Source organism: Shewanella sp. S1-58-MNA-CIBAN-0166 (genome assembly GCF_040310085.1).
Lineage (GTDB): Bacteria > Pseudomonadota > Gammaproteobacteria > Enterobacterales > Shewanellaceae > Shewanella.
On the sequence record NZ_JBEOPN010000050.1, the window covers coordinates 1 to 24,151 of the forward strand.

Below are 24,151 nucleotides of genomic sequence, written 5' to 3' on the forward strand. Positions count from 1 at the left end.
AAGCCACAACTCAATATTACGAATGCTGAGTTTGGCGCTATTGTTGTTATGGCTTAAACCGATCTCAGGTTAATTACTAATGACAGGTGAATGTAGATCCGATTGATGATTCAGGCGTTAAGCATGGAATGCAAACGTACTGACAACCGTACTAATAACACTCACAGAACCAGTGTTCATGAGTCACGCTATTGAATTAATGGACTGCGCAAAAATTGGATTAACAGTAGATTTGCAACTTTTCGCATTTTGCCATTCACTCTGCAATTCATATCCATTTTCAATCCGATACTGTTGATAATCTCATTGTATGTAAAATTAACTTAAAATATGTAAGCGCATGACAAATAACAAGTTTAAAATTTATTTTATGAATATCCTATATTGGCATGTTGTTCGCAATTACTTATACAGAGGCAATTTATAGCAGTATCTAGATTCCTCTTAATGTAACAGAGCAAGTTAATTCTCTACCCAATTTCACAATACAACATTTGATGGCTGTGAACATGATAGTTAATAACATGAGGTAAACATTATGAAATCTATTAAATCAATGATTAAAAACAATAAGAAGCAAGGCGGTTTTGTTATGACATCTGAGTTGATTTTATTATCAACTGTCATGGCAGCAGGCTTAGTAGTAGGACTTACTACAATGCGAGATTCGGTTACTGCAGAACTAGAAGATGTTGCAGAAGCGATTGGTTCGCTAGACCAAAGCTACGCATTTGACGGCATCATTAATGCTGAAAATACGGCAGAAATCAGTGGCTCAGGCTTTATCGATGCTGTGGATGTGAATGCTGGTGATGGTGCAACCTTCCAGTTTGTTGCAACCGACTTCGCAGAATCTGCTGTGTTGATTTCAAATTCACCTAGTGCAGGTGCTGCTTCGGCCTCTCAGGCTGACGGTAGTTTAGATAACTAATTTAATCTAAGTCTACGTCGGTTGTCTCACACAGAGGCAATCGGCGCCTAATCTTTAGATTAACAACATAACGCAAAGGTGCATCATGAAACGCAAATTCACAGGTAGTACGACAATAGCCATTGCACTATTCGTCACCTCCGGCGTATTGGCTTCAGCACTGGGTATTCGTCAAGTAGACCGTTTATCTACAACCACTGCGGTAGTGTTAAGCCAAGATTTGAAAGCCGGTGACACTATTACTTTATCAACACTAACAAGGAGCAAAACAGATAAATCGGATACAGAACAAAGTGTACAAAATCCACAGCAGTTACTTGGCAAAGTACTTAATGTAGCCAAACGCAAAGGTGATGTGGTTTTTGCTAACGAACTCATTTTACCCACAGTTAAATCGTTATCGTATGCAGTACCAGAGGGCCGGGTGTTATTCACACTTTCACAATTACCTACAGGCCTGCCGTTTGCCAAGCTTAATCAAGGCGACCGATTCGATATTTTAGTTCGCGGACGTAAAAGTGTCAGAACCGTTGCTCGCAACGTGCAATTAATTGGTTTACTTAAGCCGCCCAAAAAGGCCAATAACAGTAAAGGGGCAATCGACCGTTTAAATGACCAAAGTACCAGTTCATCCAATGGCGCATTAGCGCTAGTTATGGCCGTTAGACCAGGAGATGTTTATCCACTAGCCAGTATTGGTGCCAGCGATATTGTGTCTATTGTATTACACAGCGCCTACGATATTGCCAACGGAACCCAGCCGTTACTGGGAATGGCCCAAACGCACAGAGACATCATTATTCACAGTGGTAATAGCCGCAAAACGGTCAGTATTGAACGTTAATAATCCGCACAAATGGAAGTCACAATGCAGTGAGGTGAGATATGTTTAATTCCGAACATAATATTTTTTCCCCGACAACATTGAACGTCTCATCAATTCCCAACGATGAAATGCGTCGACTTAAGCAACTGCTCCATAACAGCTTAATTGATGATATGGACAACGACGACTCATTGCATTTAAAGCAACCCACTCAGCTTAAGCAGCAGCTTGAGCAACTAATCGATTTATTGCCAGGGCAACAACAACAGCCATTAAATACTTCAGATAAGGCACTCCTTATCCAGCAAGTTATCGAAGAACTACAAGGGCTAGGGCCAATTTCTGAATTAATGTTAGACCCAGCCGTTACCGACATTTTAATTAATGGTCCTTTTTCAATTTGGGTTGAGCGTCACGGAGCATTACGCAAAACAACTCAAGCGTTCGATAACGACTCGCACCTAAGACGATTTCTAGAGCGTATCGTGAGTGCGCAAGGTCGCCAGTTAGATGCTAATAATCCTATGGTGGATGCAAGATTGGCCGACGGCAGTCGTTTACATGCGGTTATACCACCGTTATGTACTATTGGCGCTGTAGTATCAATACGCCGTTTTCATCATGAAACCATTAGCGCAGAGACATTAGTGTCTAGTGGGTTTATCAGCCAAGACATTCTAACCTTTCTAGAAAAAGCAGTTATTGCAGGCATTAATATCGTTATTGCTGGTAGTGCGGGCTCAGGTAAAACCAGCTTACTTAATGTGATTTCCGGCTTTATCCCTAACAGCGAACGCGTTATCACCATTGAAGAAACGGGCGAGCTGCAACTACATCATCCGCATGTTATTCCACTGGAAAGTCGTGGAACAAACGGCGAGGGTAATGGCGAAGTGTCATTACGAGACTTAGTGAAAACGGCATTAAGAATGCGCGCTGACCGCATTATTGTTGGCGAAGTCAGGGGCGGTGAAGTATTTGATATGCTCCAAGCCATGAACTGTGGCCACGATGGAAGCCTAACGACTGTGCATGCCAATAACCCACAAGATGTGATCAACCGTCTACGCTCATTGGCCCAAATGGAAGAAGCGGCAATATGCCGTGACACCATTGATCATATGATCAGCTCATCAATACAAGTCATTGTTCAAGTTAGACGTTTTAGAGACGGTAGCCGTCGAGTAGTGAGTGTATGTGAAGTGATACAAACCGCAGCTATAACGGAGGTAAAACCACTTTTTGAGTTTCAACAACAACCGCAAACAGATCATAACCATATCGTAGGCCAACATGTTTGCAGCGCAACACAATGCCAGTTAAGCGAACAAATTGCAGCCAAAGGCTTTGATGTTACCGAGCTTAACTCGCTATTTTCGGAGGTAGATTATGCCTTGGTATGAAGTGATTGTATTGGTGGTGTTATTGGCTGTGATGCTTGTGTGTGCCAGGGCTTGGTGGTTTGCCGATGTCCAACCTAAGCAGCAAGAGCTAGAACCACAAACTAAATTAACTAGCGGAATACGCCAAAAGTTACGATTATTAGACATTAACTTAGCGCCAATTAGTGTGCTGATTGGTATTTTAACCCTATCAATATGTGCCTATATGGCGATTCATACGGCGTTTCCTCAACATCAAAGCATCGCGGTGATCATGGCATTAGCCATATTAGTCAGTAGTTATTTTGTATTAGATGACTTAGTCACATGGCGTATAAAACGGGTAGAAACTGAATTAGTAGATGCAATGGATACCATGCATTCATCACTACAAGCGGGGTTGTCACCACTACAAGCTATTTCAACCGCAGCCAGTTTAGCCAAAGGGCCATTAAAAGCAGAGCTGACAGAAATTGTCACGCGGTTGTCATCGGGTTATGACGCCAGCCAATCGGTTAATCGATTAGTCAATCGCTACAACACCGAAGGCACCCGATTATTTGCTCAAGCATTGGTAGCAAGGCATCAAACCGGCAGCGACTTTAATGCCATGTTACAAGCAGTAACGAAGCTTATGCGTCAACGTATTCAGCAGTATCACTTTATTAATAGCCAAATGTCGGGCACACGTTATGCGGCGTTCTTTTGTGGGCTTATGCCTTATGCACTTATTCCATTGTTTGTGTCGCAGGAGCAGCATTGGTTTGCACCATTACTAGATCACCCTAATGGCGCTAACTTCTTAAGCACTGCGTTGTTATTACAAATTATTGGCTTCTTTTGGTTACGTAAAGTATTAAAGGCCAACTTATGAATACATCACTTTTTACCGATCTTATTTTAGGCGTGTTATTGGTTCTAACTTGTTGGTTATTTTACTTATTCCACAATACTCGTGTCGACGATAAAGACATTACTTCTTTTGGTGACTTACTGCCATTAGACAACATATATCCTGCAAACCTGATTAGACAAGCGGGTTTATCGGTATTTCGTAATCGGTTGCTGTATTGGTCTATTAAACTCAGTTTAGCGATTACAGCCGTTATCATGGCACTTGAATTTATGCCGACAATACCGGTATGGCTTCACATTCTGATCAGTGTTATTGCCTTTTTCATGTTAGATGGCTGGTTACTGTTAAAACGCCAAATGAGAAAACAGCGCATCGATGCATCATTAGAATTTTTTATCAGTTTATTAGTGGTGTATTTACAATCCGGAACGCCTTTAAGCCAGGCATTTAGACTGTCGGCAAAATATGGCTTAACCAAAGAACACCCATTAGCAGATGAGTTATTACTGCTGTCTTTAGAATTAGAGTCTGGTCGTGATAGACAACGCGCTTTTGCGGATTTAGCCAAACGAACCGGGGTGCAAAATCTGAATAAATTGGCGGCTATTATTAACATTGGTTTGCAAATTGGCTCACCATTAATCAATTGTCTGCAATCACAACTCAGTGCAATACAACAGCAACGCCAGCAATTGGTAAACAGTAAAATTAATCGAAAGTCGCTAGAAGTATTATTGCCGATGTTATTGGTGTGTTTTCCGATGTTTCTGGTGTTGGTTTTTTTCCCCGCCGCAATTCAGTTTATGGATTTGCTGAGCGTTTTAGCCGATTCATTATAAGAGGCCGCCACCATGATAAATAACATATCAACCAGGTTAAGGAAGCAGGCTGGTTTTGTACTGACCATTGAACTTATATTAATCACAACCATTTTAATTATTGGCAGTTTTGTGGGTATATCGGCGGTAAGAAACGCGCTGGTTAAATCTCAAGTGGCACAGCAAAACAGAGACATCACCGTTGCTGACAGTAATGGGGTTAAGTTAGGTAAAATGCTCAGTTTAAATGAGCACGAAACCCCAATTGTACCGTTTATTGATGGCGGCGTTGCACCATTAGCGCCCGATCCTGCACACAAAAACTACCGGGCAATTTTAGGGGTAAGGGATGACCGTTTTACCTCACGTGAACCAGTTTATTACGATTCACCTAACTGTACTGGTAACCCTTGTATTAAAGGAATTAGCGATGAAACCTCAGACAATCGAGGCGTTGATAACATTGATGCTTCCGGTGCCGTGAGTTATTTGCATGCGCTTCAAGGCGGGCCTAATTATGCCATTGGCCGATCAAACAATGCTGTGACTGGGTATTTATTTCGTTCAACACCGCAGCAATGTCCGGTGAATATAAGCCAAATTGAGTCACGCTATTTATCGCAAAAAGTGGTCTCAGGTATGCCATGCGAGTCATTTAGTGTAGAGCAAGCCGAAGCCGATGTGAGTTGCCTGGTGGGGGTAGAGTCGGGGTCATCGATCATTAATATCGGTTCTACAATTGATAACCCAGTGTGCGATCAATGCCCTGCAGGTACCGAGGCGCAAGGGGACACGTTAGACAGAAATCGCTCAACGATAGAACCACTCATCAATACTGTTTTTAGTACGTTATCGTTAACCGGTTTAGTCCCCAATGTCGATGTCACGTTAGGCGAGGTATGTTGTCCTATTGGCACTCGATTGGACGAAAACAACGATCTCATTAGCTCTGTCACCTATATTGCATTAGCCAACGCCTTTGATCTGCTAAACGTTAATTTAATCGATAACCCATTGGTCTCAAACTTACTTGCAAGTTTGGGCATACAACAAGGGACACTCAATTGTGTCGCCGATATTAATTTGCTCAGTGCTGAGCAAGTGGTTGATCCATTTAACGATAATCAAAACGTATTACAGCGTTTTACCGCGCCATTTAAGGTTAATTTACCGAGTATCAATAACGAAGATAGCTGGATTTATGTCGCGCCAGATGGCGAAGGCGATAACAGCAGATTATAGGGGAATAGGTTATGCCGCAATTACATGAGCAAACGTTGCAACAAATGTACTTAGCGTCGTTAACTGTTATAGCGGCGCATAATGAAGATAAATCAAATCAATTACTCACCCAATTAAAGGGGGATACCCAATCATTATTAGCTTGTACATGTCGGCCATTACAGGTGTCGGAGCTGCATATGCTTGAGTTTTGCCGCGATGTATTAACCTGTTTGTCTAAAGAATCAACACCGAGCCATGTGCAACATAAAATTGATCATTTGGATATTGTAGGCTGTTCTAACGATGATAATGCCGCGCCACTGGCTGACGAAGAACTTGCGTTTATTCAGCAGCAATTTAATGAGTAGATGAGTCATGATCACATATTGACAAAGCCAGTCAATGGTATCCGACAAAACCTAACATAATGGTCATCTGTGGAATCATTCCATGCCAGCAACAGATTAAAATGAGTATTGCATGACTTCATGTTAGCCACACTTATTGTTCATCAAGTTCCCCTTAAGCCTTCCTTTAAGTTTTACTTATATCAACCTAACCACTCAACAATTCTATACATCATTACGCAAATGCTATCTAAAAGAACGTCCATTTTCATATGGGCTTAACCCTAGTTCATCCCAAATATCTGAACTCTCACCTCTGATCATATTGCAGTGATGAGTGCAGTGACGAGAGCTGTGATGAATTCGTCGCGGTTTAACAATCAACCCATCGCAAATTGCTCATCATTTGCAAATTGCGAATACAGCGTTGCATTTTGCAAACCTATCAGAGTAGTAAAGCACAGCCAAAAACCATTAATCAATTTAAAGCCTTATAAAACAATGTCTTAATTTTTATTGAGAGTTGGCATCCTACCTGCAATATCTTAATCGAGTTCCAAATAACTCTTAATTTAAAACAACACCGAGGTGACATATGAAAAAACTACATATCGCAATCGCAGCATTATTATCTTCTTCTGTAGCTATGAGCCCATCATTTGCAAGTGAAATACGTGGTGATGTTGATGTATCACTCGTTATTGGTGAAGGCTGTGCCGTAAACGGTACTACAGATGCCGGTGCTGGTATTAATAAATTTGGGTCAGTCGATTTTGGCGAGCAAAGCAACTTAGAGCTGTTTATTGATGCTGAATCGGCAGGTGCAGCAGGTGCAGGCAGTATTGAGCTGACGTGTAACACCAGCTTAGCGTACAGCGTCGCGCTTGATGATGGTTCAAACCCGCAGGCCGGTCAACGTCGTGTATCTCGCGGAGGTTTAGATTTTGTGAACTATGAACTTTATCAAGATGCAGCCCGTTCGGTGCGTTGGGGTGAAGGTCCACAGTCACAAGCCTTAACCGGAACCGGCGCAATACAACCATTAACTATTTATGGTCGTGTATTAGCAGGACAAACCACACCGGCGGCAGGTAACTATTTAGATACAGTGCGCATGACTATCTCGTGGTAAGCAACCTGCAGGGCGTCATTTTAACTCAGTAAATGACGCCGCATTCTTCATCAAACGAGGATGAACAATGATGACCAAGACATTAATCGCACTACTCAGTATGACCCCGCTGATTGTCATCGCTGAACAAGCTCAAGATATTAGCGAAATTAGCATACAGATTGAACAAGGCTGTGTGTTAGACAACGGCAGCGGTGCAACGGCGTTTGGTGCGATTAATTTTGGTGAACTGAGCAGTTTATCATATGGAGCACAAGCCACATCGACACCCGGAAGTGGTTCTATCGGCTTTAGATGCTCCCCTAATTTAAGTTACAGAATTGAACTAGGCAACGGGTTAAACGGCACCGACAGTAGCAACCGCCTGCTACTCAATAACGTGACCGGAGAAACCGTGCCATATCAATTATTTCAAGACCCTGGACGTGCGCAAATATGGGACAGCACTAATGCCGTCAGCGGTAACGCCAGTGGATTATTTGAATGGCTGCCGATATACGCCGCTATTTCGCCTCAAGCAGTGACTCCCTCAACCGGGAACTACCAAGACAGCGTAGAGGTTGTACTTATTTTTTAAGGAGAAACAAAAATGAAGCATTTAGCATCGATGATATTCGCCGGCGCATTAGTCATGAATCCTCTCAACCTTACTGCCGCTGAGTTATTGATTTCACCCGTGAATATTGATATTGCCCCAGGTGAAAAGGCAGCACTACTCAAATTGCAAAACAACAGCAATACCGCAATGAAAATTCAAGTGCGTGTGCGTCAGTGGGACGCACACAACAGTAAACAAGATAAACCCAAAGTGGTGGTGAGTCCGTCATCACTCAATATTTTACCGGGCAAACAGCAAGTGGTGAGAATTGTTAACACCGGCCCCGCAAGTGATATTAACAACGAACGTTTGTATCGGGTGTTTTTAGATGAAATTCCAGATATGCAAAACACTTCTGATCAAGGGTTATTACTGCAAGTTCGTTATGCTTTACCGTTGTTTATTGGTGGCCCAGACTTATCGGTCGCGCGCACTGAAAATTTTGACCAATTAACCAGTATCTGGAACCGCGCGTTAACCTATTCGTACAACAAGCAATCCAATCAGTTGGCTTTTAAGAACCAGGCAAACGGCCACGCCAGAATATCTAAAGTTCGTTACACCAACGGCAGCGACAAAGAGAGCGTTGTATTCGGTGGCTTACTTGGCTATGTCCAAGCCAACAGTCAGGCAGCGTTTAATGTGTCGCCCGTTGCGCTTACCTCTTCGTCGAAACTATTCGCAGAAATCAATGGTGTCGATGTGGAGATTAACCACGATGGGAGGTAACAATGAAAAAACTAACCAAAGTTATCTTAGTCGCTGCAAGCACCTACACCAGCGCTGTTTCTGCTGAAACCTTATATTTAGACGTGTACCTTAATGGCGTCCAGGTTAACCAACTTATTGAGTTTAATCATATCCAAAATCATTTTTGGAGCACTGAAAACGTTCTAGGCGGTTCATCTTTAGCTGAGTATGCCAGTGGCTTAAGTGGTCGTGTAGACTACTGTAATTTACAAGCCGTATCGTGTGTTTATAGCTACGAAACTCAACGCCTTTATCTTACCGCTGACATCGATTTATTTCCTGCCCAGGTGATTAACAGTAAAAAAAGAACCTCTATTCCTATTACGCGCTCAAGCGGTGCCCTGGTGAATTACGATATGTATTATCGCGATTACCAATCTGGCACAACCACCGTTGATTTACTGCAACAATGGCGTGCGTTTGGCGATTTGGGCGTATTCGAAACCACGGCAAATTACCGTAAAGAGCTCGGTGGAAGTGATAACAGCACCGTTGATGAAGGGATGATCCGCTACGACAGTTTTTGGCAATATAACGACGAAGAAAATATGCGTTACTGGCGTGTCGGTGACATGATCAGTGGCGGTAATCCTTGGGCTCGTCAAGTCAGAATGGGCGGGATTAAACTGTCGCGTCGTTTTGAGCTAGATCCACAATATGTAAGTTACCCATATCCTGAATTTATCGGGAGTGCTGTGTTGCCGTCAGATGTTGAAGTGTTTGTTAATAATTACAAAATGTATTCTGGCAATGTAGAACCCGGAAATTTTATTTTAGACAGCGAACCCACGGTGAATGGTTTCGCCAGTGCTAGCATTGTCACCACTGACATTAATGGCCAGGCGGTTAGCCGAGATTTACAATTTTATGTTGCGCCAGAGCTGCTTAAGCAAGGCGTGTACGACTACGACCTTAACTTAGGGGTACTAAGACAAGGTTTTGGTCTTGACTCATTTAACTATGACTCAGATCTCACCGCTATTGCCGATGTACGTTACGGCTTAACCGACAACATGTCGGTGTCTTCGCATGCCGAACTGAGCAAAGATGTGTACAACGTAGGTGTTGGTGCCGATTTTACCCTGGGTAATCTGGGGGTATTTTCGTTTGCGGCAGCCCATGGGCAAGACAAAAATAACAGCGGTTGGTTAGGCCTCGCTGGTTATCGTTTTCAAGCCAATAACTGGGGGTTTTCTGCCCAAGTTAAGCAACAGCAACAAGGTTATCGTGACACGGGGTCAACCCAATTTGTGTCGCAAATCGAACGTGAAGTGCAAGCTAATGCCGCATACTCATTTGATAATGGCGTTTCTGTTGGTGTGGGTTATTTTGATATCACTAAGTTCGATGACGACAACCGTCGCCTGGTATCTGCTTTTTATAATCAATCAATCGACACAGCCTCTATTTCAGCGAGTGTTAACTGGGATCCAGACCGCGACGATGTTAGTGTTGGGTTAAATTTATCGATCCCATTTGGTACTCGTTCACGTGCTAGCGTCAGCCATGTGCGTGACAATAAAGGTGAAGACCGGACCGTTGCCTCAGCCTCATTTGCCCGCAATGGCAACCGTGGTTTTAGAGGTAACGTAAGTAATGTTGTTGGCACCGGTGATTTTTCAGCTAACGGCAGCTGGAGAGGTGACAAAGTTGAATTAACCGGTGGGTACTATAACCGTGGTGGTTCAAGTGGCCATTGGGGTCAAGCATCGGGGTCATTAATTTGGTCTAAAAGTCGTTTCTTGTTAGGTAATCGCGTAGCAGATACTTTTGCCGTGGTATCAACAGGTGGTATTGCAGATGTGCCGGTATTAATTGAAAACCAGGAAGTAGGTGAGTCAGACGATGACGGTATGTTATTGGTTACTGGCCTTGCATCATATAATCCTGTCAATATCAGCATTAACACCAAATCATTACCGTTAGACACCAATGTGGTGAACGATCAAATACAAGTGATGGCAGCAGAAAGCCATGGTGTAGATGTCAATTTTGAACTGTATCAAACCAAAGCGGCCATTGTGATTGTGAACGACGAGCAAGGTCAGCCTATTCCTGTTGGTGCATTAGCGACCCTTAATGGTGAGCAAAATGGAGGCTTTGTTGGCTGGGATGGTGAGTTATATCTTGAAAAACTACTAGACAACAACACCTTAACCCTTATATGGGACGGTAAGCAGTGTGTACTTGAGTTTGCCTACAGCAAGCAAGAAGATGACATTCCTGTTCTTGGCCCATTGGTATGTGCGCCTGAAGTAGCCAATGCACTGGTAATGATAAACGATCAACAAGGCCAACCGGTACCCGCAGGAACCTTAGCCATTATTAATGATCAACTTGAACCACAAGTTGTCGGTAAAAATGGTCAGTTGTCATTATCATCGCTTACGGCGCAAAACATCGTCACCCTTAACTGGGCTGATCAGCAATGTTCTGCAGAGTTTGAATACCGTAAAACGGATGAGCAAACACCCGTAATCGGCCCAATTACCTGCGAACCTAAACAGTTCATTGCGACTGTGATTGTTAACGACAGCAAAGGTAACCCAATCCCTGCAGGTGCCAGCGCCATAATTAACAGTGATGAGCAACCACAGACTGTAGCGCATCACGGTGAAGTTTATCCGCAAGCACTACAAGCGGAAAATCAAATGGTATTGCAATGGGATAATAAACAATGCTCAGTTGAGTTTAGTTATACCCAAATCAATCATCAAAAAGCCATCATTGGGCCATTGGTATGCCAACATGCAGACAGTATGGCTAATGTCGCATCGCCTGAAACCCAGACAGACTCTAAGCCTGAAACGCTTGACGCCATCAACACGGTTGCTATCGATGTTCGTCCAAGTCATACAAACACGCCAAGCCATGTAGAAAAGCAAACTCATGTCGACGCACAAAGCATGCAAGCCATGGTTAACACTCAGGCATCTGTGAGCTTTTATGCTCCTGTTGATACTCAAGTAGCCGTAGATACTCAAGCTGTATTGGATACACAAGCAGCGCAGAGTGCAGAGGATGCAGTGAATACTCAGGTATCAGTCAGTAATGAGGCATCTGCTAATGAGGTGATAGTGAATACCCAAGCGGATATTAACACTCAAGCTAGCGTTAACGTTCGAACTCATGTTAACACTCAAGCATTGGTTATAGAGCAACATCAGAACAGTATAAACCTGGAGTACATATCAGCTACAGTGCAACAGGTTGCCTCACAGTTAACGTTAACCGCTCAAACACCAGCGATAGCGTCAACCGACTACCCCGCTATTACAGAGATGAGCCAAATCCATAGCGATACCTTAATCGTAATAGCACAACAATTTGTAACAGATACAGCCAAGTGGTTTTATGAAAACAAGCGACTTTATGCAAACAAGTGGATTAAAGAACAACAAGTCGCTGTTTATACCGCCATCGCTGGTACTCAAAGCATCGACGTTACTCATACCACTATCCCGAAAGCCGCTAAACAGGCCGGAAGCATGAAAAGGCTTAATCAAGCAACCATTAATGCTATGGAACTTAATCGGATAAACGAAGCGTTGCTTGCAAAGGGCAACAGGTATGCAGTTAAAAAAATGAGAACAAGCATGGCCTCAATGGTATACATGCCTAATGCGCCGAATCGGTACAAGCAACGGCGACGGTATTACGCCAGTATCCATCATTTAAAACACCATGACTCGAAGCTACAACAAGCACCACCACAACGATATTTAATGTACCAACCACGCACAAGTTTCATTACACAGCAAAGTAAAGGGGAAACAGTATGAACATAATAAGCAAACTGTGTTGTACAGCCGTTATGGTGTTCACATGCCAACATGTTTACGCAGACTGTGTTGTGGGCGGTAACAGTAATCAAAACCTAGGCACGTTTAGTTCAGCGTCAATTTCCACCGGTATTGTAGAAACATCGTTTAGCTCAGACTTTGGCTGTTCAGGTTTTGTTAACTTATTGGATTTTAGTGAAATTGATGCCACGTTAGTGGGAGCTGATTTTCAATTGAGCACTGTTAATGGAGATGCAATACCATATACACTTTATACCGCACCAGAACGTACCGACCCGTTTACCCTTAACGAAACAGTCAGCTTTGGCTCTTTCAATCTATTGGATTTACTGGGCCTATTTGGCGACGATGGTACCATTCCTATTTACCTGTCTACGGGAACTGCGAATGTAGGTGTGGGTACCTATAACGACACCATCTCAGTGCTATGGCAATGGGATTATTGCTCAGGAATTGGCTTATTGGGGATCTGCTTAGGACGTGACAATGGCTCAGCCACCGTGGTGATTAACGTACAACTTACCGTAACCGCAAGTTGCAGCGTGCAAACATCAGACGTGTCGTTAGGCGCTGTGTCGTACCTAGGCGCAGCCCACAGTGCCATATTGCCGCTAGACATTAACTGTACCAAACAGCTGAGCTATCAATACTTTGTCGACGGTGGAGACAACTTCAGTACCGGTACACGTAACATGGTATTTAACAGCGATAATATCGGTTATAAAATCACTACTACCGATGGCAATACACTCATCGGCCCAGACTTAGCAGCAAGCGTTGCCGGTGTTGGTATTGGTAACAACCAAGCCTTCCAGTTTTTGGTTGAAACTCTAGTAGAAGACCGATTTCCCGCCCCTGGCTTATATCGTGATCAAGTCAGGGTAATAGTAGAGTTTTAATCTGAGAGCTAACGTTATTAAAATAAGCAGCCAGAGCTGCTTATTTTTTTATTGTTTATACAAAGTCAGCCTTGTCCAAGACTTGCTTTAATCTGGCAAAGGTCTGCATTGAGTCATTTGCTAGTATTGATGAGTACGCTGGATTATGGGCATTAAGTTGATACTGACCATTAGTGAGTTTATTCACTTTACGCAATAAATATTGGTTATTACCTGTATCATCTTGGATTTCAATCGCGATGATTTTATCAGTAATCGAACCAGCATTGAGTGCTGTTATGCGCTCTAATAACAATAAATCACCGTCTTCAATTGGATTTTTACCGCCATTCATTGAATTACCACTGGCTGGGGCAATAAAGAAAATCGATGGATCGAGTTTACTAAAAGTCGTGTTTAACGTCAGAGTTTCACTATTGTCGTCAGTACCCGTTTTAAAATGACCGCAGGCAATTTTTAGATCTGGGTAATAACTAAGGGATGCCTGTTCATCGCGACTCACTTCAATTGGAAGTGTAACCACATTCGATTGTACAGTTTTGCTTATTGGAGTGAGTGTCGATGCTGATTGGCGTTGGCTATAACGCGCTAACAACAATTCGCTTAATTCGCTCATTGCGGTAGACATTACTTCAATATCATCAACTTTTACATCAACATTTGCATGTAATCTATTTTCTTTTACAGCAAACCAAGACTGTGTGTCTGACTTATCTTGTTTGCATAAAAACGTAATTGGGTTGTCTAACCAATACTTACGCCATTTTGGGGAATCGGCGTCGATTAGCTGTAAATCGGTTTTAACATCTTGAGTCCACAATTTCGGATAACGTTTAAATACCTGCCAACTCTTAATGCATACCGCTTCAATTGTGGGGGGATAGTTTAATCCGTCTAACTCAATAAATGCTTCGAGTAAAATGGCTTTAAAGCATTTCGTCATTGTGGTTTTTTCAACGCCACTACTCAAAAATGGCAAATAGGGCGTTAACGTAAGTAGTGTTTTGTCTTCACGTTCTTGGCTTAATACCAGTTCAAACCAACTATCATTTTGCTTGGTCATTTTACTCCAAACATAACCACTGTGATAAAACTCTGTGGCAGTAGGGCGGTGACCTAAATCATCTTTGAGTAATTGGTATTGTTGATCTGCTTTGGTGTAATCAAGTTTTAGCTGTTGCCAAAAGTCGACCAATTCGGGATCGATATTGATTAAGCACTTAGAATCGATTTCAGGATTGTTAAGACGCTTAATCGCTTCATTGGCATTCGCTGCTTGCAATAACGCCATTGGGCGATTTAAAAAGCTGATGTGATTACCGATGAAATCAATAACAGACACAAAGGTTTTATTGGTTTCGGGAGATGTGCGTAATCCACGGCCTAACTGTTGTAAAAATAGAATTTTGGATTCAGTCGGACGTAAGATTAAGATGGTGTCTATTGAGGGTAAATCAGTACCTTCATTAAACAAATCGACTGAAAATATCACCTCTATTTCACCCGAGTTTAATTGGCTAAGTGCTTCGCCGCGCCTAACTTCTGAGCCGCTATGCACCGACACAGCTTTAATACCTCGAGCAGAAAAACATTGGGCCATAAAGTCGGCATGAGCTTTAGAGACGCAAAATGCTAAGGTGCGTTGCTGCTTGTGGGTTTTCCAATGGCCAAACACGTGTTTAGCACGCTTCTGTGTAGCAAATAGATTCATTAATTGTTGCGGATCAAACTTACCATTGCGCCACGGTAGTTCTCGGTAATCGACCGTCTCGTCTTTAATACCTTGGTAATGAAATGGTACCAGAATGCCCGATTCAATTCCGTCGATTATGTTTTTTTCAAACACCAAATTATTATCACATAACGATAGAATATCAGCTTGATCCGTGCGCTCTGGCGTGGCCGTTAAACCGAGTAAAAATTGCGGGGTAAAGTGGTTGAGTAATAACCGATAACTGACGGCGCCAGCATGATGAAACTCATCAACAATGACGTAGTCGAAGTGAGCTTGATCTAGTTTATTAAGATATTCCGGTTTGCCTAATGTTTGAATCGATGCAAATACAATGTCAGCATCAATGACTTTAGTTTTGGCATTAAAGTGGCCAGTTGTACTTTGAGGTAATAAGGTTCTAAAAGTCCGTTCTGCTTGAATTAATATCTCTTCTCTATGAGCAACAAATAGCACTTTTTTAGCGTTGAATTGCAATACATCAAATGCAGCTAACCATGTTTTACCCATGCCTGTGGCTAATACAACCAGTCCCTTGGATTGCTTAGCTAAACGTGTATCCGCTAATGCTATCAAGGCTTCTGCTTGGGCAGAATTAGGTACAGGTTCTTCTGGCTCTGTTTCATGAACAATAGCTAAAGGTGGTTTACACAATTTACGTTTTTGGGCATAGTCGTTGATGAAGGTATCACTTAGATCGATTGCCTGCGAATGATTGAAAATATTCAAGAATTGTTGGCGGATATGGTTAAACTCTTTAGGATCTTGATTCGGCAATAAGTCATGGCGCAAGCACCATTCAAATGCGTGTGTGAATGCAGCTTTACTGATGTTATTTGAGCCAATAAAAGCGCTCCCGATATCTGCTAATCCGGTTTGTTGCTGGACGAAAATATAGCTTTTCATATGAAAGCTTTGATTGCTATTACAGGTAAATATTTTGGTTTTTGCACCACGAGATTGCAAAATCATTAAGTGTCGCAATGCAACTGGGTCGGTAATCAAAAGATAGTCTGAAGTGATAATTGAAATGCTAGCATCGCGCTCTAATGCATCGGATAAAGCATCAAAAATTAAATCTAGCCCAGATCGTTGAATAAACGACACCGACATTTCAATGCTAGTCGCACGGTTAATGGCTTGCGTTAATTTTGGTAAAAAAGGGTCATCCAAACCACCGCTGGTTAATACAGGTCCTTCTGCTAGCTTCATTTTTACATCTCTATTTTAACGTCTTGATGAGGATGGCATTGAGCCATTTTTCGTTTTCACGACCCGAGCGCACATCTGTAGTCACCCAAGTATGTTTAATCATTAAACCTGTTTGTTGAATCCACTGTTCTACTAGTGACTCATTAGCATCGGTAAAAAACCGACCGTTATGAATTCGCTCTTGATCACCATATTTAAATGAACAATAGAATACGCCACCATTAACCAAACTGTTAGCCAAAATTTCAAAGGTGTTGGGTAGAGCGCTTGCTTCAACATGAAGCAGAGATGCACAAGCCCAAATGCCGTCAAACTGAAGCGATGTGTCTATTTCATCAAAGGTACAAACCGTGACATGTTGGCCAATATAATCAGATGCCGCTTTGGCTAATTCGGCACTGGCATCAATGGCGGTAACATTGAAGCCCAATTGAGTAAAGGCTTTACTGTCACGACCAGAACCACAACCAGCATCCAATACACGTGCGTTAGAAGGGAGTTGTGCGACAAAGGCTTGATACAATTCGCTGACATCAGCATTCACAGTCGACTCGAAAAAATCATGCGAATGTTGATCATAAAACGCAATAGTAGACATGGTTAACCCTATAATTTAAATCGTTTAAATATGAATGATTAAGTCTGAATGCTTCAGTGTGATTTTATAACCTATTACAATCAATAACCCACTTGCTGGATCACCGCGATTGCCGTTTCATCACGGCCTTTTTTAGACGGTACGCGATGGCCGGTCTCGGCATTGGTTTTCATGGTTTGTATAAATTGATTCATTTGCGGGCCAATGCTGATGTGTATCGGTCGATTTTTACCGTAGTAGTACAGGCGATCAAATTTCAGGTTTTCACACATCCATAGTGCAACTTGCTGCATATTAATCGGTTGGCCATTGTTGCTGCTTACTAGGGTAAAGTCACAGGCGGCACCTAGGCGGTCGCAGATGATTTTTTGATTTTGATTGAGTTCGTGCGAGCAATGTTGATCAAGCTTTGGGGCAATATGCGGATTACGATTTTTAGCTATTTTTCTAACAAGCTCGGGTGAACAAAAACCATAAGTTAAACGCAATGGGCCAAATTTGTCGACAATTGGGTCCAGTATTTGAGTGGCCAATAAACTCAGGGCGCGCCAGGTGTCAGGTTGTAATGGCAGGTTTTCAATATTATGTTCGAGCGCGGTTGCACCACAATTAATGAGATCTGCGTAAGTGAAAAAGCGGCTGGCTTTACCGTTGATATTATAGGTAAACAATCAAAATCCATCGTGTACGTTCATTTGGGACAACAATAGCGCTTATTGCTCAAGCTGGCTAGATGGAACTGTGGGATGGTTGTGAGATTGATTAAATATCGTTTAATATCATATTTTTTGAAGTGAAATGGGTGTTAAATTGTCGTTAATTTTTGTTTATCAAAAAAATATAATAATTTAATTATTTACTGAGCTTTGTTATAGATCTCAGTAAACAGCCCATATTGCTGAATTGAATACTTACTGGGTTCTTGAGTATTGATTGTATAAAAATCGATCATGATTTATTTAGTGATCAATACTTTTTACAGTTGTAAAACAAACAGTAAAAAATGCACGATTAATGAGGTTTATTATGAAAAAGCTTAATACGTTACTTGCCGTCTCGATATCGACTTTACTGGTAGCTTGTGGGGGGAGTGACGATAAAACAGACTCTCCTCAAATGGGGGTATTTAGTTTAGGTGTATCAGATAACCCAAGTGATGCCAAAGACGTGACGATCGCTTTTAAACAAGTTGTGTTAAAAAATGACTCGGGGAGTATTTCGTTTGATGTGTCAGATGATGGTGCTTTGAAACAAGTTAATTTACTTGAATTTCAAGGGCAAGCAGTTGACACACTTGTGAGTGGGCAAAGTATTCCTGTTGGTGAATACCAAATGTGTATTTATATGCAAAGAAGTGAAACCCCGAATGCGGACAGTTCATATGTCATAACCAATGACGATAATTTATTTGGTTTAACGACAAACAGTAATGGTTCATGTGGCGGAGTCGGTGCAACGGATACCGATACTGGACGGCTATTTTTTAATAAGGCATTTACGATTGCAGCAGGCACAAATAGCTTTGTTGCTGAATTTGATCTGTCTAGTGGATTACAAGACCCCCATGGCAATAAAGACTATTGGACTTTAAAACCTACGTCGGTGCAGTTACATAACATTTCTGAAGTTGGTGCGATTGAGGGAAGTATTCCTGCTGACATGATGACTCAATGTGAAGTTGCCGCTGGCGGAAGTGCATTTAGCCATGCGGTTTATTTATATCAAGATACTGCGCTATTAGAAAATATGGCTGATTTTAATATTGATGCCGTCGTTGCTCCAGACGCTGCGCCTATTGCTTCTGCAAGAGTTAACGCTATTTTAGATCAAAACAATCAAGTGATAGGCCAAGGCTATGAGTTTGGTTTTGTGGTAGCGGGTAATTATAGTCTGGGTTACACCTGTGTTGCACAGTACGATGATCCAGATGTAAAAAATACACTTGATGATGTAGAAAGTCCTTTCTTTTTACATGCTGATTTACAAGATATTGAAGTGACAAATGGTACTGTCGCGAATGGTGAGTTTTAAGCTCATCTAACATTTAGTCTTATGCTGGCATTTTCGTGAATACGAAAATGCCTTTATATCAGCATAATCATTGTACGTGTGTCGTTGGCATGCCTTGTTAATGCATTGACTGGTATTCCTATGCCGCCTTACCAGACATAAATATTATCTGTTCTGGCAGGTTCTATCACTGCAGTATTTACTACAGATTAAATGTCAAACCAGTACTTGGCGGGTGTTGGCGATATAGTGATGGATCTGCGCCTCAGTTTTTGTGTCAATCATCACTTCCGGTCGACGGTGCTCAGGGCAAGGCATACGTGGTGTTGTGCCAAAAACACGACATATCAATGGGCGCTCTTCATAAACCTCGCAACCATTTGGACCTAAGTATACGCAGTTCCACTCTTTTAATGCGGCTTCATGTTGGGCGTTAGTTTTAAAGGGGAGGCGTGCCATTTCTTCTGAAGATGTGGTTACTGGACCACAACAATCGTGACAACCTGGCTTACATTCAAATGACGGAATGCGTTCACGCAGCAGATCGACTATCTCTATGTTATTTTTCATTAATGCCTAACGTTTAAAGAGTTCGCGGACATTATACGTCGATAGTGGGTTCACTAAAAGTTGCCAAGGTATATATTTGGCCGCAACTTATTTAGTGGCCACTTATTTAGTAGCCACTTATTTACTGGCAATGGACTCTTTGTGCAGGATGGTATATTAGTGGAATAACACTTTTTGTTTAATATGCCTAGTGGCATCAAAGATAAATCTGCTTTTACACCAAGTAACGGCTAAATGGCTATTACAACTTGTTGGATAATGAAGATAATGCAACAAGTGCATTGTCGAAATCTAATATTTCTACTGCATCATATAGCACTGCTAATTCATGCTTAACCAATAAATTATTAGCCAACATATTTTGCAGATTTAGGATGATATTCACCGCTTCTAGATTGTTATTTTCGAGGTGTTGTTTCAGTTCTGCGAGCATAGCGGTGAGCTCTGGGATTGAATAATCAACTGTTAGGTGTTGTGTTTCAACGTCTTTTTCTGCTAATAAAGCATGGATTTTTGACAGTTCAGCTTGTGTCACTGAACGTAACTGGGGCGCCAGTTCGACACTAAGTATCTCAAAAGCATTTGAACTATTCGCGTCCTTGAGTTTTATCTCCCAGGCACATAAGGCTTGATAGATTGATGTTAAGCCAGCTGTCCCAGAAGTCCCTTTAAGCGTATGAACAATGACCAATATCTCATTGGTGTTGTTTTGCAAGATCATCTGTTCTAGATTATTCAGTTGCTGATCCAGATTTCCTTCAAAAACCTTAAGTAAACGCCGATAAAACTTTTCATTACCACCAAAAGGCTTAAGTAAACTTTCTAGCTCCTTATTATCAGATTCTGATCTAAAATTATTAATGTCATGTTTATTCATTTCATCAAGTGGCTGCTGATGAGCAGTAATTTTAGTAGATTTCATATCTATGACTCTCGGAACATGATGACTTTCTAAGTACACTATAGAAAAGATAACAGCAGTTTACTGTATTATTGAGTTTCAATGGATGTCCTATCATCATAAAAAGTTAGGATTTATTGTTAATCAATAGCTTAGTTTGCTTCAACAAAAATTATAATGCAATATTAGTCGATATAATTCGACATATTTGGGGTTTACGCCAATCAAACTGGAGTCGGCATGCAATTAGATAAAATTTTACACGTAGAGGATGATGAGTCGATTCGAATCATTGTTGAAATGGCTCTCGTTGATATATCTGGATTTACCCTGTTGGCTTGTGATGGCGGACATGAGGCCATTAGCCAAGTGGAGGCTTTCGCACCAGATTTAATATTGTTAGACGCCATGATGCCGGGTATGGATGGTATACAAACGCTGATTGAAATTCGTAAAAAACCAAATTGTTTAAACATTCCAGCTGTTTTTATGACCGCGAGGATTCAGGAGTCTGAAAAACAAGAATATTTGGATGTTGGTGCCGTTGCTGTGATTGAAAAACCCTTCGATGCTATGAGTCTAGGTGATAGGTTAGAATCTATTTATCAAGCTAGCTTAATCTCTCAAGAAATCCACAATCAAGAGTAACTTATGCAAACTCCTGTATTTCCTATTTCCGAGACAGAAAGACTTACCGCGCTAAATAATACTGGGCTGTTAGATACGGGCCCAGAAGAACGTTTTGATCGTTTAACGCATTTAGCTCAACTTTGTTTAGGCACGGAAATTGTGCTTATTTCATTGGTAGACTCCAATCGCCAATGGTTTAAGTCGAAACAAGGTTTAGATGCATGCGCGACAAGCAGAGATATTTCATTTTGTGGCCATACCATTTTAGGCGATGGTATTTTTGAAGTTGCTGATGCTCAGCTTGATAGTCGGTTTGCTGACAATCCATTAGTTGTATCTGCGCCGTTTATTCGATTTTATGCCGGTGTGCCTTTAGTGTGTAATGGTGAAAAAATTGGCACACTTTGCTTTATTGATAGCAAACCTCGCCAGTTCACTGACAAAGAACGAGATATTGCATACGGTTTTGCTAAAAGTATTGAACAAGAAATTATTGATAGATTACAAGATCAAGCACATGAGCAATTAGTGGCAAGCGAGCAAATGTACAGGTCGGTGCTTGACGGAACGAGGATCGGTACTTGGCAGTGGAATATTCAAACGGGTGAAACCCATTGCAACGAACGTTGGGCTGAGATTATCGGTTATACGCTTGCCGAGCTAGAACCCATTACCATTGATACTTGGTTATCCATGATACATCCCGATGACCTGGACTATTCAGATGCAGCTTTAGATGATCACCTCAATGGCTTAATTCCATTTTATGACGTTAAATGCAGAATGAAGCACAAAGATGGTCATTTTGTATGGGCGCATGATCGAGGCAAAGTCGTTTCTTATACCGCAGATGGTAAGCCATTGATGATGTATGGCACACATGCTGATATCACCAAAGAAAATAATAGTAACTTAGCATTATTACAAAGCCGAGATCAGTTTAAGACCTTGGTTGCCAATATACCGGGAATGACTTACCGATGTCTGCATGATGAACATTGGACCATGCTGTATATGAGTGAACATATTTATGCACTTACAGGCTATCCTGCCAGCGATTTTATCAATAACAGTCAGCGCAGTATTGTTAGTATGGTTCATCCTGATGACAGGGCATTGGTATTTGAAGTCATCGAAAAAGCTGTGCTTAGTCATTCTAGTTGGGTATTTAATTGCCGTCTTTTGCATAAAAATGGATCTGTTATATGGGTAGAAGAACGCGGCGCTGCTGAATATGACAGCAACGGTGTCGTTCAACACCTTGACGGTTTTGTTATGGATGTTAGCAAAGAAAAAAAACTGCAAGACCAATTATACAAACTGACACAGCAGCTTCCGGGTGTGGTTTATCAGTATCAGGTGTGGCCAGACGGACGTAGCGCATTCCCATATGCTAGCTCTGGAATCGAAGATATTTATGGTGTTAAACCGGAAGATGTTCTTACAGATGCTTCCAATGCATTTTCTACAATTTATCCTGAAGATGTTCCTGCAGTTGTTCAGAGTATTGAAGTCTCTAGCCAACAACTGACTATATGGGAACAGGAATATCGTGTTTACCGGGATGACAAATCGATAATATGGTTATTAGGCAGAGCAACACCGGAAAGGATGCCAGATGGTAGTACGTTATGGCATGGCTATATTCATGATATTACCCAAACTAAAGAATACTATCTCAAACTTGAGGATCTCAATCTTCAGCTGAATGTTACTCAGCAAAGCCTTGATTTAGCGAGTGAGCAAGCCAAAATTGGTTATTGGCATGCATCGCTTGAGCATGGAACATTTTGGTGGTCACCTATTATTTATCAAATTTTTGGGTTTAACGCTGAAGATGTGGTGCCGAGTTCTACATTGTTTAAAAATGCTGTTCATCCTGACGATATCGATAAAGTGCTTAAAAATGAGCAGCAGACTCGTTCGACAGGTATTGTTAACGAAGTTTACCGAATCATCCGCCCTAATGGGGATGTTCGCTGGGTACATGAATTAGGACAGCTGGTTGCCGAAGATCAGAATCCGGATAAGATAATGATAGGTTCTATGCAAGATATTACCGAGCGGATGACATTACAGAAAATTAAAGATGAATTCATTTCAACCGTGAGTCATGAGCTTCGCACTCCGTTAACATCAATTTATGGCGCATTAAGTTTATTGCAGTCTGGTAAGTTGGTCACACTACCTGCAAAAGCGGAGAAGTTGGTTGAGATTGCGAGCAGTAACTGCAAGCAGCTTAGTCGTTTGATCAATGACTTATTAGATATTGAAAAACTGGCTGCTGGTAAAATGTTGTTTGAAATGAAACGATTAAATGTAGTTCCACTTTTACAAAGAGCTATCAATGATCATCAACCATACGCCGACCTGCATAAAATTACTTTAGCGTTACATGTAGATAAGCAAATAGATGAATTGTTTGTATATGTTGATGAGCATCGTCTGTTACAAATTCTGACTAACTTTCTATCCAATGCGGTTAAATTTTCTCCCGAATCGGGGAGTGTAATATTGTCTGCGACTGTCACTTCTGATGAAATTGAAATTGCTGTACAAGACCAAGGAGCCGGAATCCCTGAAGATTTTAAGAGCAAAATATTTGCAAAGTTTTCGCAAGCAGATGCAAGCAGCTCTAAAGTGAAAGGAGGCACGGGTTTAGGCTTAGCCCTTTGTAAGGAGCTTGTTGAAGCAATGAACGGAAGCATTGACTATCGCTCCGAACCCGGCTGTGGCGCTCGGTTTTTTGTTAGATTACCCTTATCTGTTTAACGTAAAAGCATTATCGTGAGTTTAATCTATCGCTACATAAGTGTGGATTTGAGAACACATTTAGACAACATTATATTTAGGGAAACGGCGTTTTTCAAGACAGTTGTCGCCTAAATTGTTAAGCAGCTTCTTTATGTTGCTCTGGATTTAACGCCACAGC

General features: G+C 41.7%; 20 protein-coding genes. 15 read left to right on the forward strand and 5 right to left on the reverse strand.

The window, feature by feature from the left end; genetic code table 11:
* Nucleotides 1-538 precede the first annotated feature (538 nt).
* The 12 genes from AAEY99_RS20305 (at nucleotide 539) to AAEY99_RS20360 (ending at nucleotide 13,566) form a co-directional block, all read left to right on the forward strand.
* Nucleotides 539-931 (forward strand): hypothetical protein, encoded by a 393-nt coding sequence (locus AAEY99_RS20305; RefSeq protein ID WP_101087119.1) that lies wholly within the window; start codon nucleotides 539-541, stop codon nucleotides 929-931.
* 85 nt (nucleotides 932-1,016) lie between these two features.
* Nucleotides 1,017-1,775, forward strand: coding sequence for a CpaB family protein (locus AAEY99_RS20310; protein ID WP_101087120.1), 759 nt, complete (start codon nucleotides 1,017-1,019; stop codon nucleotides 1,773-1,775).
* 41 nt (nucleotides 1,776-1,816) lie between these two features.
* Nucleotides 1,817-3,160: a TadA family conjugal transfer-associated ATPase gene (locus tag AAEY99_RS20315; RefSeq protein ID WP_101087121.1), complete on the forward strand. Its 1,344-nt coding sequence runs from the start codon at nucleotides 1,817-1,819 to the stop codon at nucleotides 3,158-3,160.
* Nucleotides 3,147-4,013, forward strand: coding sequence for a type II secretion system F family protein (locus AAEY99_RS20320; RefSeq protein WP_101087122.1), 867 nt, complete (start codon nucleotides 3,147-3,149; stop codon nucleotides 4,011-4,013). Before AAEY99_RS20315 ends, AAEY99_RS20320 begins: the two co-directional genes overlap by 14 nt.
* Nucleotides 4,010-4,834, forward strand: a complete 825-nt coding sequence (locus AAEY99_RS20325) for a type II secretion system F family protein (protein WP_351011798.1) — start codon at nucleotides 4,010-4,012, stop codon at nucleotides 4,832-4,834. The genes AAEY99_RS20320 and AAEY99_RS20325 overlap by 4 nt, the downstream gene beginning before the upstream one ends.
* A gap of 12 nt (nucleotides 4,835-4,846) precedes the next feature.
* A complete protein-coding gene (locus AAEY99_RS20330; RefSeq protein ID WP_101087124.1) occupies nucleotides 4,847-6,055 on the forward strand; it encodes a hypothetical protein in 1,209 nt (402 codons plus the stop codon).
* An 11-nt stretch (nucleotides 6,056-6,066) separates the two neighbouring features.
* Nucleotides 6,067-6,405, forward strand: a complete 339-nt coding sequence (locus AAEY99_RS20335) for a hypothetical protein (RefSeq protein WP_101087125.1) — start codon at nucleotides 6,067-6,069, stop codon at nucleotides 6,403-6,405.
* Between the two features lie 574 nt (nucleotides 6,406-6,979).
* Entirely contained in the window at nucleotides 6,980-7,516 is a 537-nt protein-coding gene (locus tag AAEY99_RS20340) for a Csu type fimbrial protein (protein ID WP_101087126.1), read from the forward strand.
* 67 nt (nucleotides 7,517-7,583) lie between these two features.
* Nucleotides 7,584-8,093, forward strand: a complete 510-nt coding sequence (locus AAEY99_RS20345) for a Csu type fimbrial protein (RefSeq protein WP_101087127.1) — start codon at nucleotides 7,584-7,586, stop codon at nucleotides 8,091-8,093.
* A 12-nt stretch (nucleotides 8,094-8,105) separates the two neighbouring features.
* Nucleotides 8,106-8,843, forward strand: a complete 738-nt coding sequence (locus tag AAEY99_RS20350) for a fimbrial biogenesis chaperone (protein WP_101087128.1) — start codon at nucleotides 8,106-8,108, stop codon at nucleotides 8,841-8,843.
* Nucleotides 8,844-8,845: 2 nt separating this feature from the next.
* Nucleotides 8,846-12,646 carry a FimD/PapC C-terminal domain-containing protein gene (locus AAEY99_RS20355; RefSeq protein ID WP_101087129.1) on the forward strand — a complete coding sequence of 1,267 codons (3,801 nt, stop codon included), beginning with the start codon at nucleotides 8,846-8,848 and terminating at the stop codon, nucleotides 12,644-12,646.
* Nucleotides 12,643-13,566 (forward strand): spore coat protein U domain-containing protein, encoded by a 924-nt coding sequence (locus tag AAEY99_RS20360; protein ID WP_335691966.1) that lies wholly within the window; start codon nucleotides 12,643-12,645, stop codon nucleotides 13,564-13,566. Before AAEY99_RS20355 ends, AAEY99_RS20360 begins: the two co-directional genes overlap by 4 nt.
* Nucleotides 13,567-13,621: 55 nt before the next feature.
* On the opposite strand, the gene AAEY99_RS20365 is transcribed toward AAEY99_RS20360, so the two are convergent.
* The 3 genes from AAEY99_RS20365 to AAEY99_RS20375 all read right to left on the reverse strand — a co-directional run bounded on the left by AAEY99_RS20365 (nucleotide 13,622) and on the right by AAEY99_RS20375 (nucleotide 17,779).
* Nucleotides 13,622-16,510 (reverse strand): DEAD/DEAH box helicase family protein, encoded by a 2,889-nt coding sequence (locus AAEY99_RS20365; protein ID WP_351011801.1) that lies wholly within the window; start codon nucleotides 16,508-16,510, stop codon nucleotides 13,622-13,624.
* A 10-nt stretch (nucleotides 16,511-16,520) separates the two neighbouring features.
* Entirely contained in the window at nucleotides 16,521-17,108 is a 588-nt protein-coding gene (locus AAEY99_RS20370) for a class I SAM-dependent DNA methyltransferase (RefSeq protein ID WP_351011803.1), read from the reverse strand.
* Between the two features lie 80 nt (nucleotides 17,109-17,188).
* The gene (locus tag AAEY99_RS20375; RefSeq protein ID WP_335691963.1) at nucleotides 17,189-17,779 is read right to left on the reverse strand and encodes a hypothetical protein; all 591 of its coding nucleotides are present in this window, start codon (nucleotides 17,777-17,779) and stop codon (nucleotides 17,189-17,191) included.
* Nucleotides 17,780-18,134: 355 nt separating this feature from the next.
* Between AAEY99_RS20375 and AAEY99_RS20380 the strand changes: the two genes are divergently transcribed.
* On the forward strand, nucleotides 18,135-19,139 hold the full coding sequence (locus tag AAEY99_RS20380) for a DUF4382 domain-containing protein (protein ID WP_192114972.1): 1,005 nt from the start codon (nucleotides 18,135-18,137) through the stop codon (nucleotides 19,137-19,139).
* Between the two features lie 195 nt (nucleotides 19,140-19,334).
* Here AAEY99_RS20380 and AAEY99_RS20385 read toward each other — a convergent pair whose 3' ends face one another.
* Nucleotides 19,335-19,688 carry a YkgJ family cysteine cluster protein gene (locus AAEY99_RS20385; RefSeq protein ID WP_101031310.1) on the reverse strand — a complete coding sequence of 118 codons (354 nt, stop codon included), beginning with the start codon at nucleotides 19,686-19,688 and terminating at the stop codon, nucleotides 19,335-19,337.
* A 241-nt stretch (nucleotides 19,689-19,929) separates the two neighbouring features.
* Nucleotides 19,930-20,610, reverse strand: a complete 681-nt coding sequence (locus tag AAEY99_RS20390) for an Hpt domain-containing protein (RefSeq protein WP_351011804.1) — start codon at nucleotides 20,608-20,610, stop codon at nucleotides 19,930-19,932.
* Nucleotides 20,611-20,829: 219 nt separating this feature from the next.
* Here AAEY99_RS20390 and AAEY99_RS20395 point away from each other — a divergent pair, with 219 nt between their 5' ends.
* Both AAEY99_RS20395 and AAEY99_RS20400 read left to right on the forward strand, forming a co-directional pair.
* Nucleotides 20,830-21,237 carry a response regulator gene (locus tag AAEY99_RS20395; RefSeq protein ID WP_182743462.1) on the forward strand — a complete coding sequence of 136 codons (408 nt, stop codon included), beginning with the start codon at nucleotides 20,830-20,832 and terminating at the stop codon, nucleotides 21,235-21,237.
* 3 nt (nucleotides 21,238-21,240) lie between these two features.
* Nucleotides 21,241-23,991, forward strand: coding sequence for a PAS domain-containing protein (locus AAEY99_RS20400; RefSeq protein ID WP_351011806.1), 2,751 nt, complete (start codon nucleotides 21,241-21,243; stop codon nucleotides 23,989-23,991).
* Nucleotides 23,992-24,151 lie beyond the last annotated feature (160 nt).

Bases quoted from the DNA above. Each gene is read 5' to 3' on its own strand.
- AAEY99_RS20400 (WP_351011806.1), top strand. From the start codon at position 21,241: ATGCAAACTCCTGTATTTCCTATTTCCGAGACAGAAAGACTTACCGCG.
- AAEY99_RS20350 (WP_101087128.1), top strand. From the start codon at position 8,106: ATGAAGCATTTAGCATCGATGATATTCGCCGGCGCATTAGTCATGAAT.
- AAEY99_RS20370 (WP_351011803.1), bottom strand. From the start codon at position 17,108: ATGTCTACTATTGCGTTTTATGATCAACATTCGCATGATTTTTTCGAG.
- AAEY99_RS20325 (WP_351011798.1), top strand. From the start codon at position 4,010: ATGAATACATCACTTTTTACCGATCTTATTTTAGGCGTGTTATTGGTT.
- AAEY99_RS20310 (WP_101087120.1), top strand. From the start codon at position 1,017: ATGAAACGCAAATTCACAGGTAGTACGACAATAGCCATTGCACTATTC.
- AAEY99_RS20340 (WP_101087126.1), top strand. From the start codon at position 6,980: ATGAAAAAACTACATATCGCAATCGCAGCATTATTATCTTCTTCTGTA.
- AAEY99_RS20335 (WP_101087125.1), top strand. From the start codon at position 6,067: ATGCCGCAATTACATGAGCAAACGTTGCAACAAATGTACTTAGCGTCG.
- AAEY99_RS20315 (WP_101087121.1), top strand. From the start codon at position 1,817: ATGTTTAATTCCGAACATAATATTTTTTCCCCGACAACATTGAACGTC.
- AAEY99_RS20345 (WP_101087127.1), top strand. From the start codon at position 7,584: ATGATGACCAAGACATTAATCGCACTACTCAGTATGACCCCGCTGATT.
- AAEY99_RS20365 (WP_351011801.1), bottom strand. From the start codon at position 16,510: ATGAAGCTAGCAGAAGGACCTGTATTAACCAGCGGTGGTTTGGATGAC.
- AAEY99_RS20320 (WP_101087122.1), top strand. From the start codon at position 3,147: ATGCCTTGGTATGAAGTGATTGTATTGGTGGTGTTATTGGCTGTGATG.
- AAEY99_RS20390 (WP_351011804.1), bottom strand. From the start codon at position 20,610: ATGAAATCTACTAAAATTACTGCTCATCAGCAGCCACTTGATGAAATG.
- AAEY99_RS20385 (WP_101031310.1), bottom strand. From the start codon at position 19,688: ATGAAAAATAACATAGAGATAGTCGATCTGCTGCGTGAACGCATTCCG.
- AAEY99_RS20360 (WP_335691966.1), top strand. From the start codon at position 12,643: ATGAACATAATAAGCAAACTGTGTTGTACAGCCGTTATGGTGTTCACA.
- AAEY99_RS20395 (WP_182743462.1), top strand. From the start codon at position 20,830: ATGCAATTAGATAAAATTTTACACGTAGAGGATGATGAGTCGATTCGA.
- AAEY99_RS20380 (WP_192114972.1), top strand. From the start codon at position 18,135: ATGAAAAAGCTTAATACGTTACTTGCCGTCTCGATATCGACTTTACTG.
- AAEY99_RS20355 (WP_101087129.1), top strand. From the start codon at position 8,846: ATGAAAAAACTAACCAAAGTTATCTTAGTCGCTGCAAGCACCTACACC.
- AAEY99_RS20330 (WP_101087124.1), top strand. From the start codon at position 4,847: ATGATAAATAACATATCAACCAGGTTAAGGAAGCAGGCTGGTTTTGTA.
- AAEY99_RS20305 (WP_101087119.1), top strand. From the start codon at position 539: ATGAAATCTATTAAATCAATGATTAAAAACAATAAGAAGCAAGGCGGT.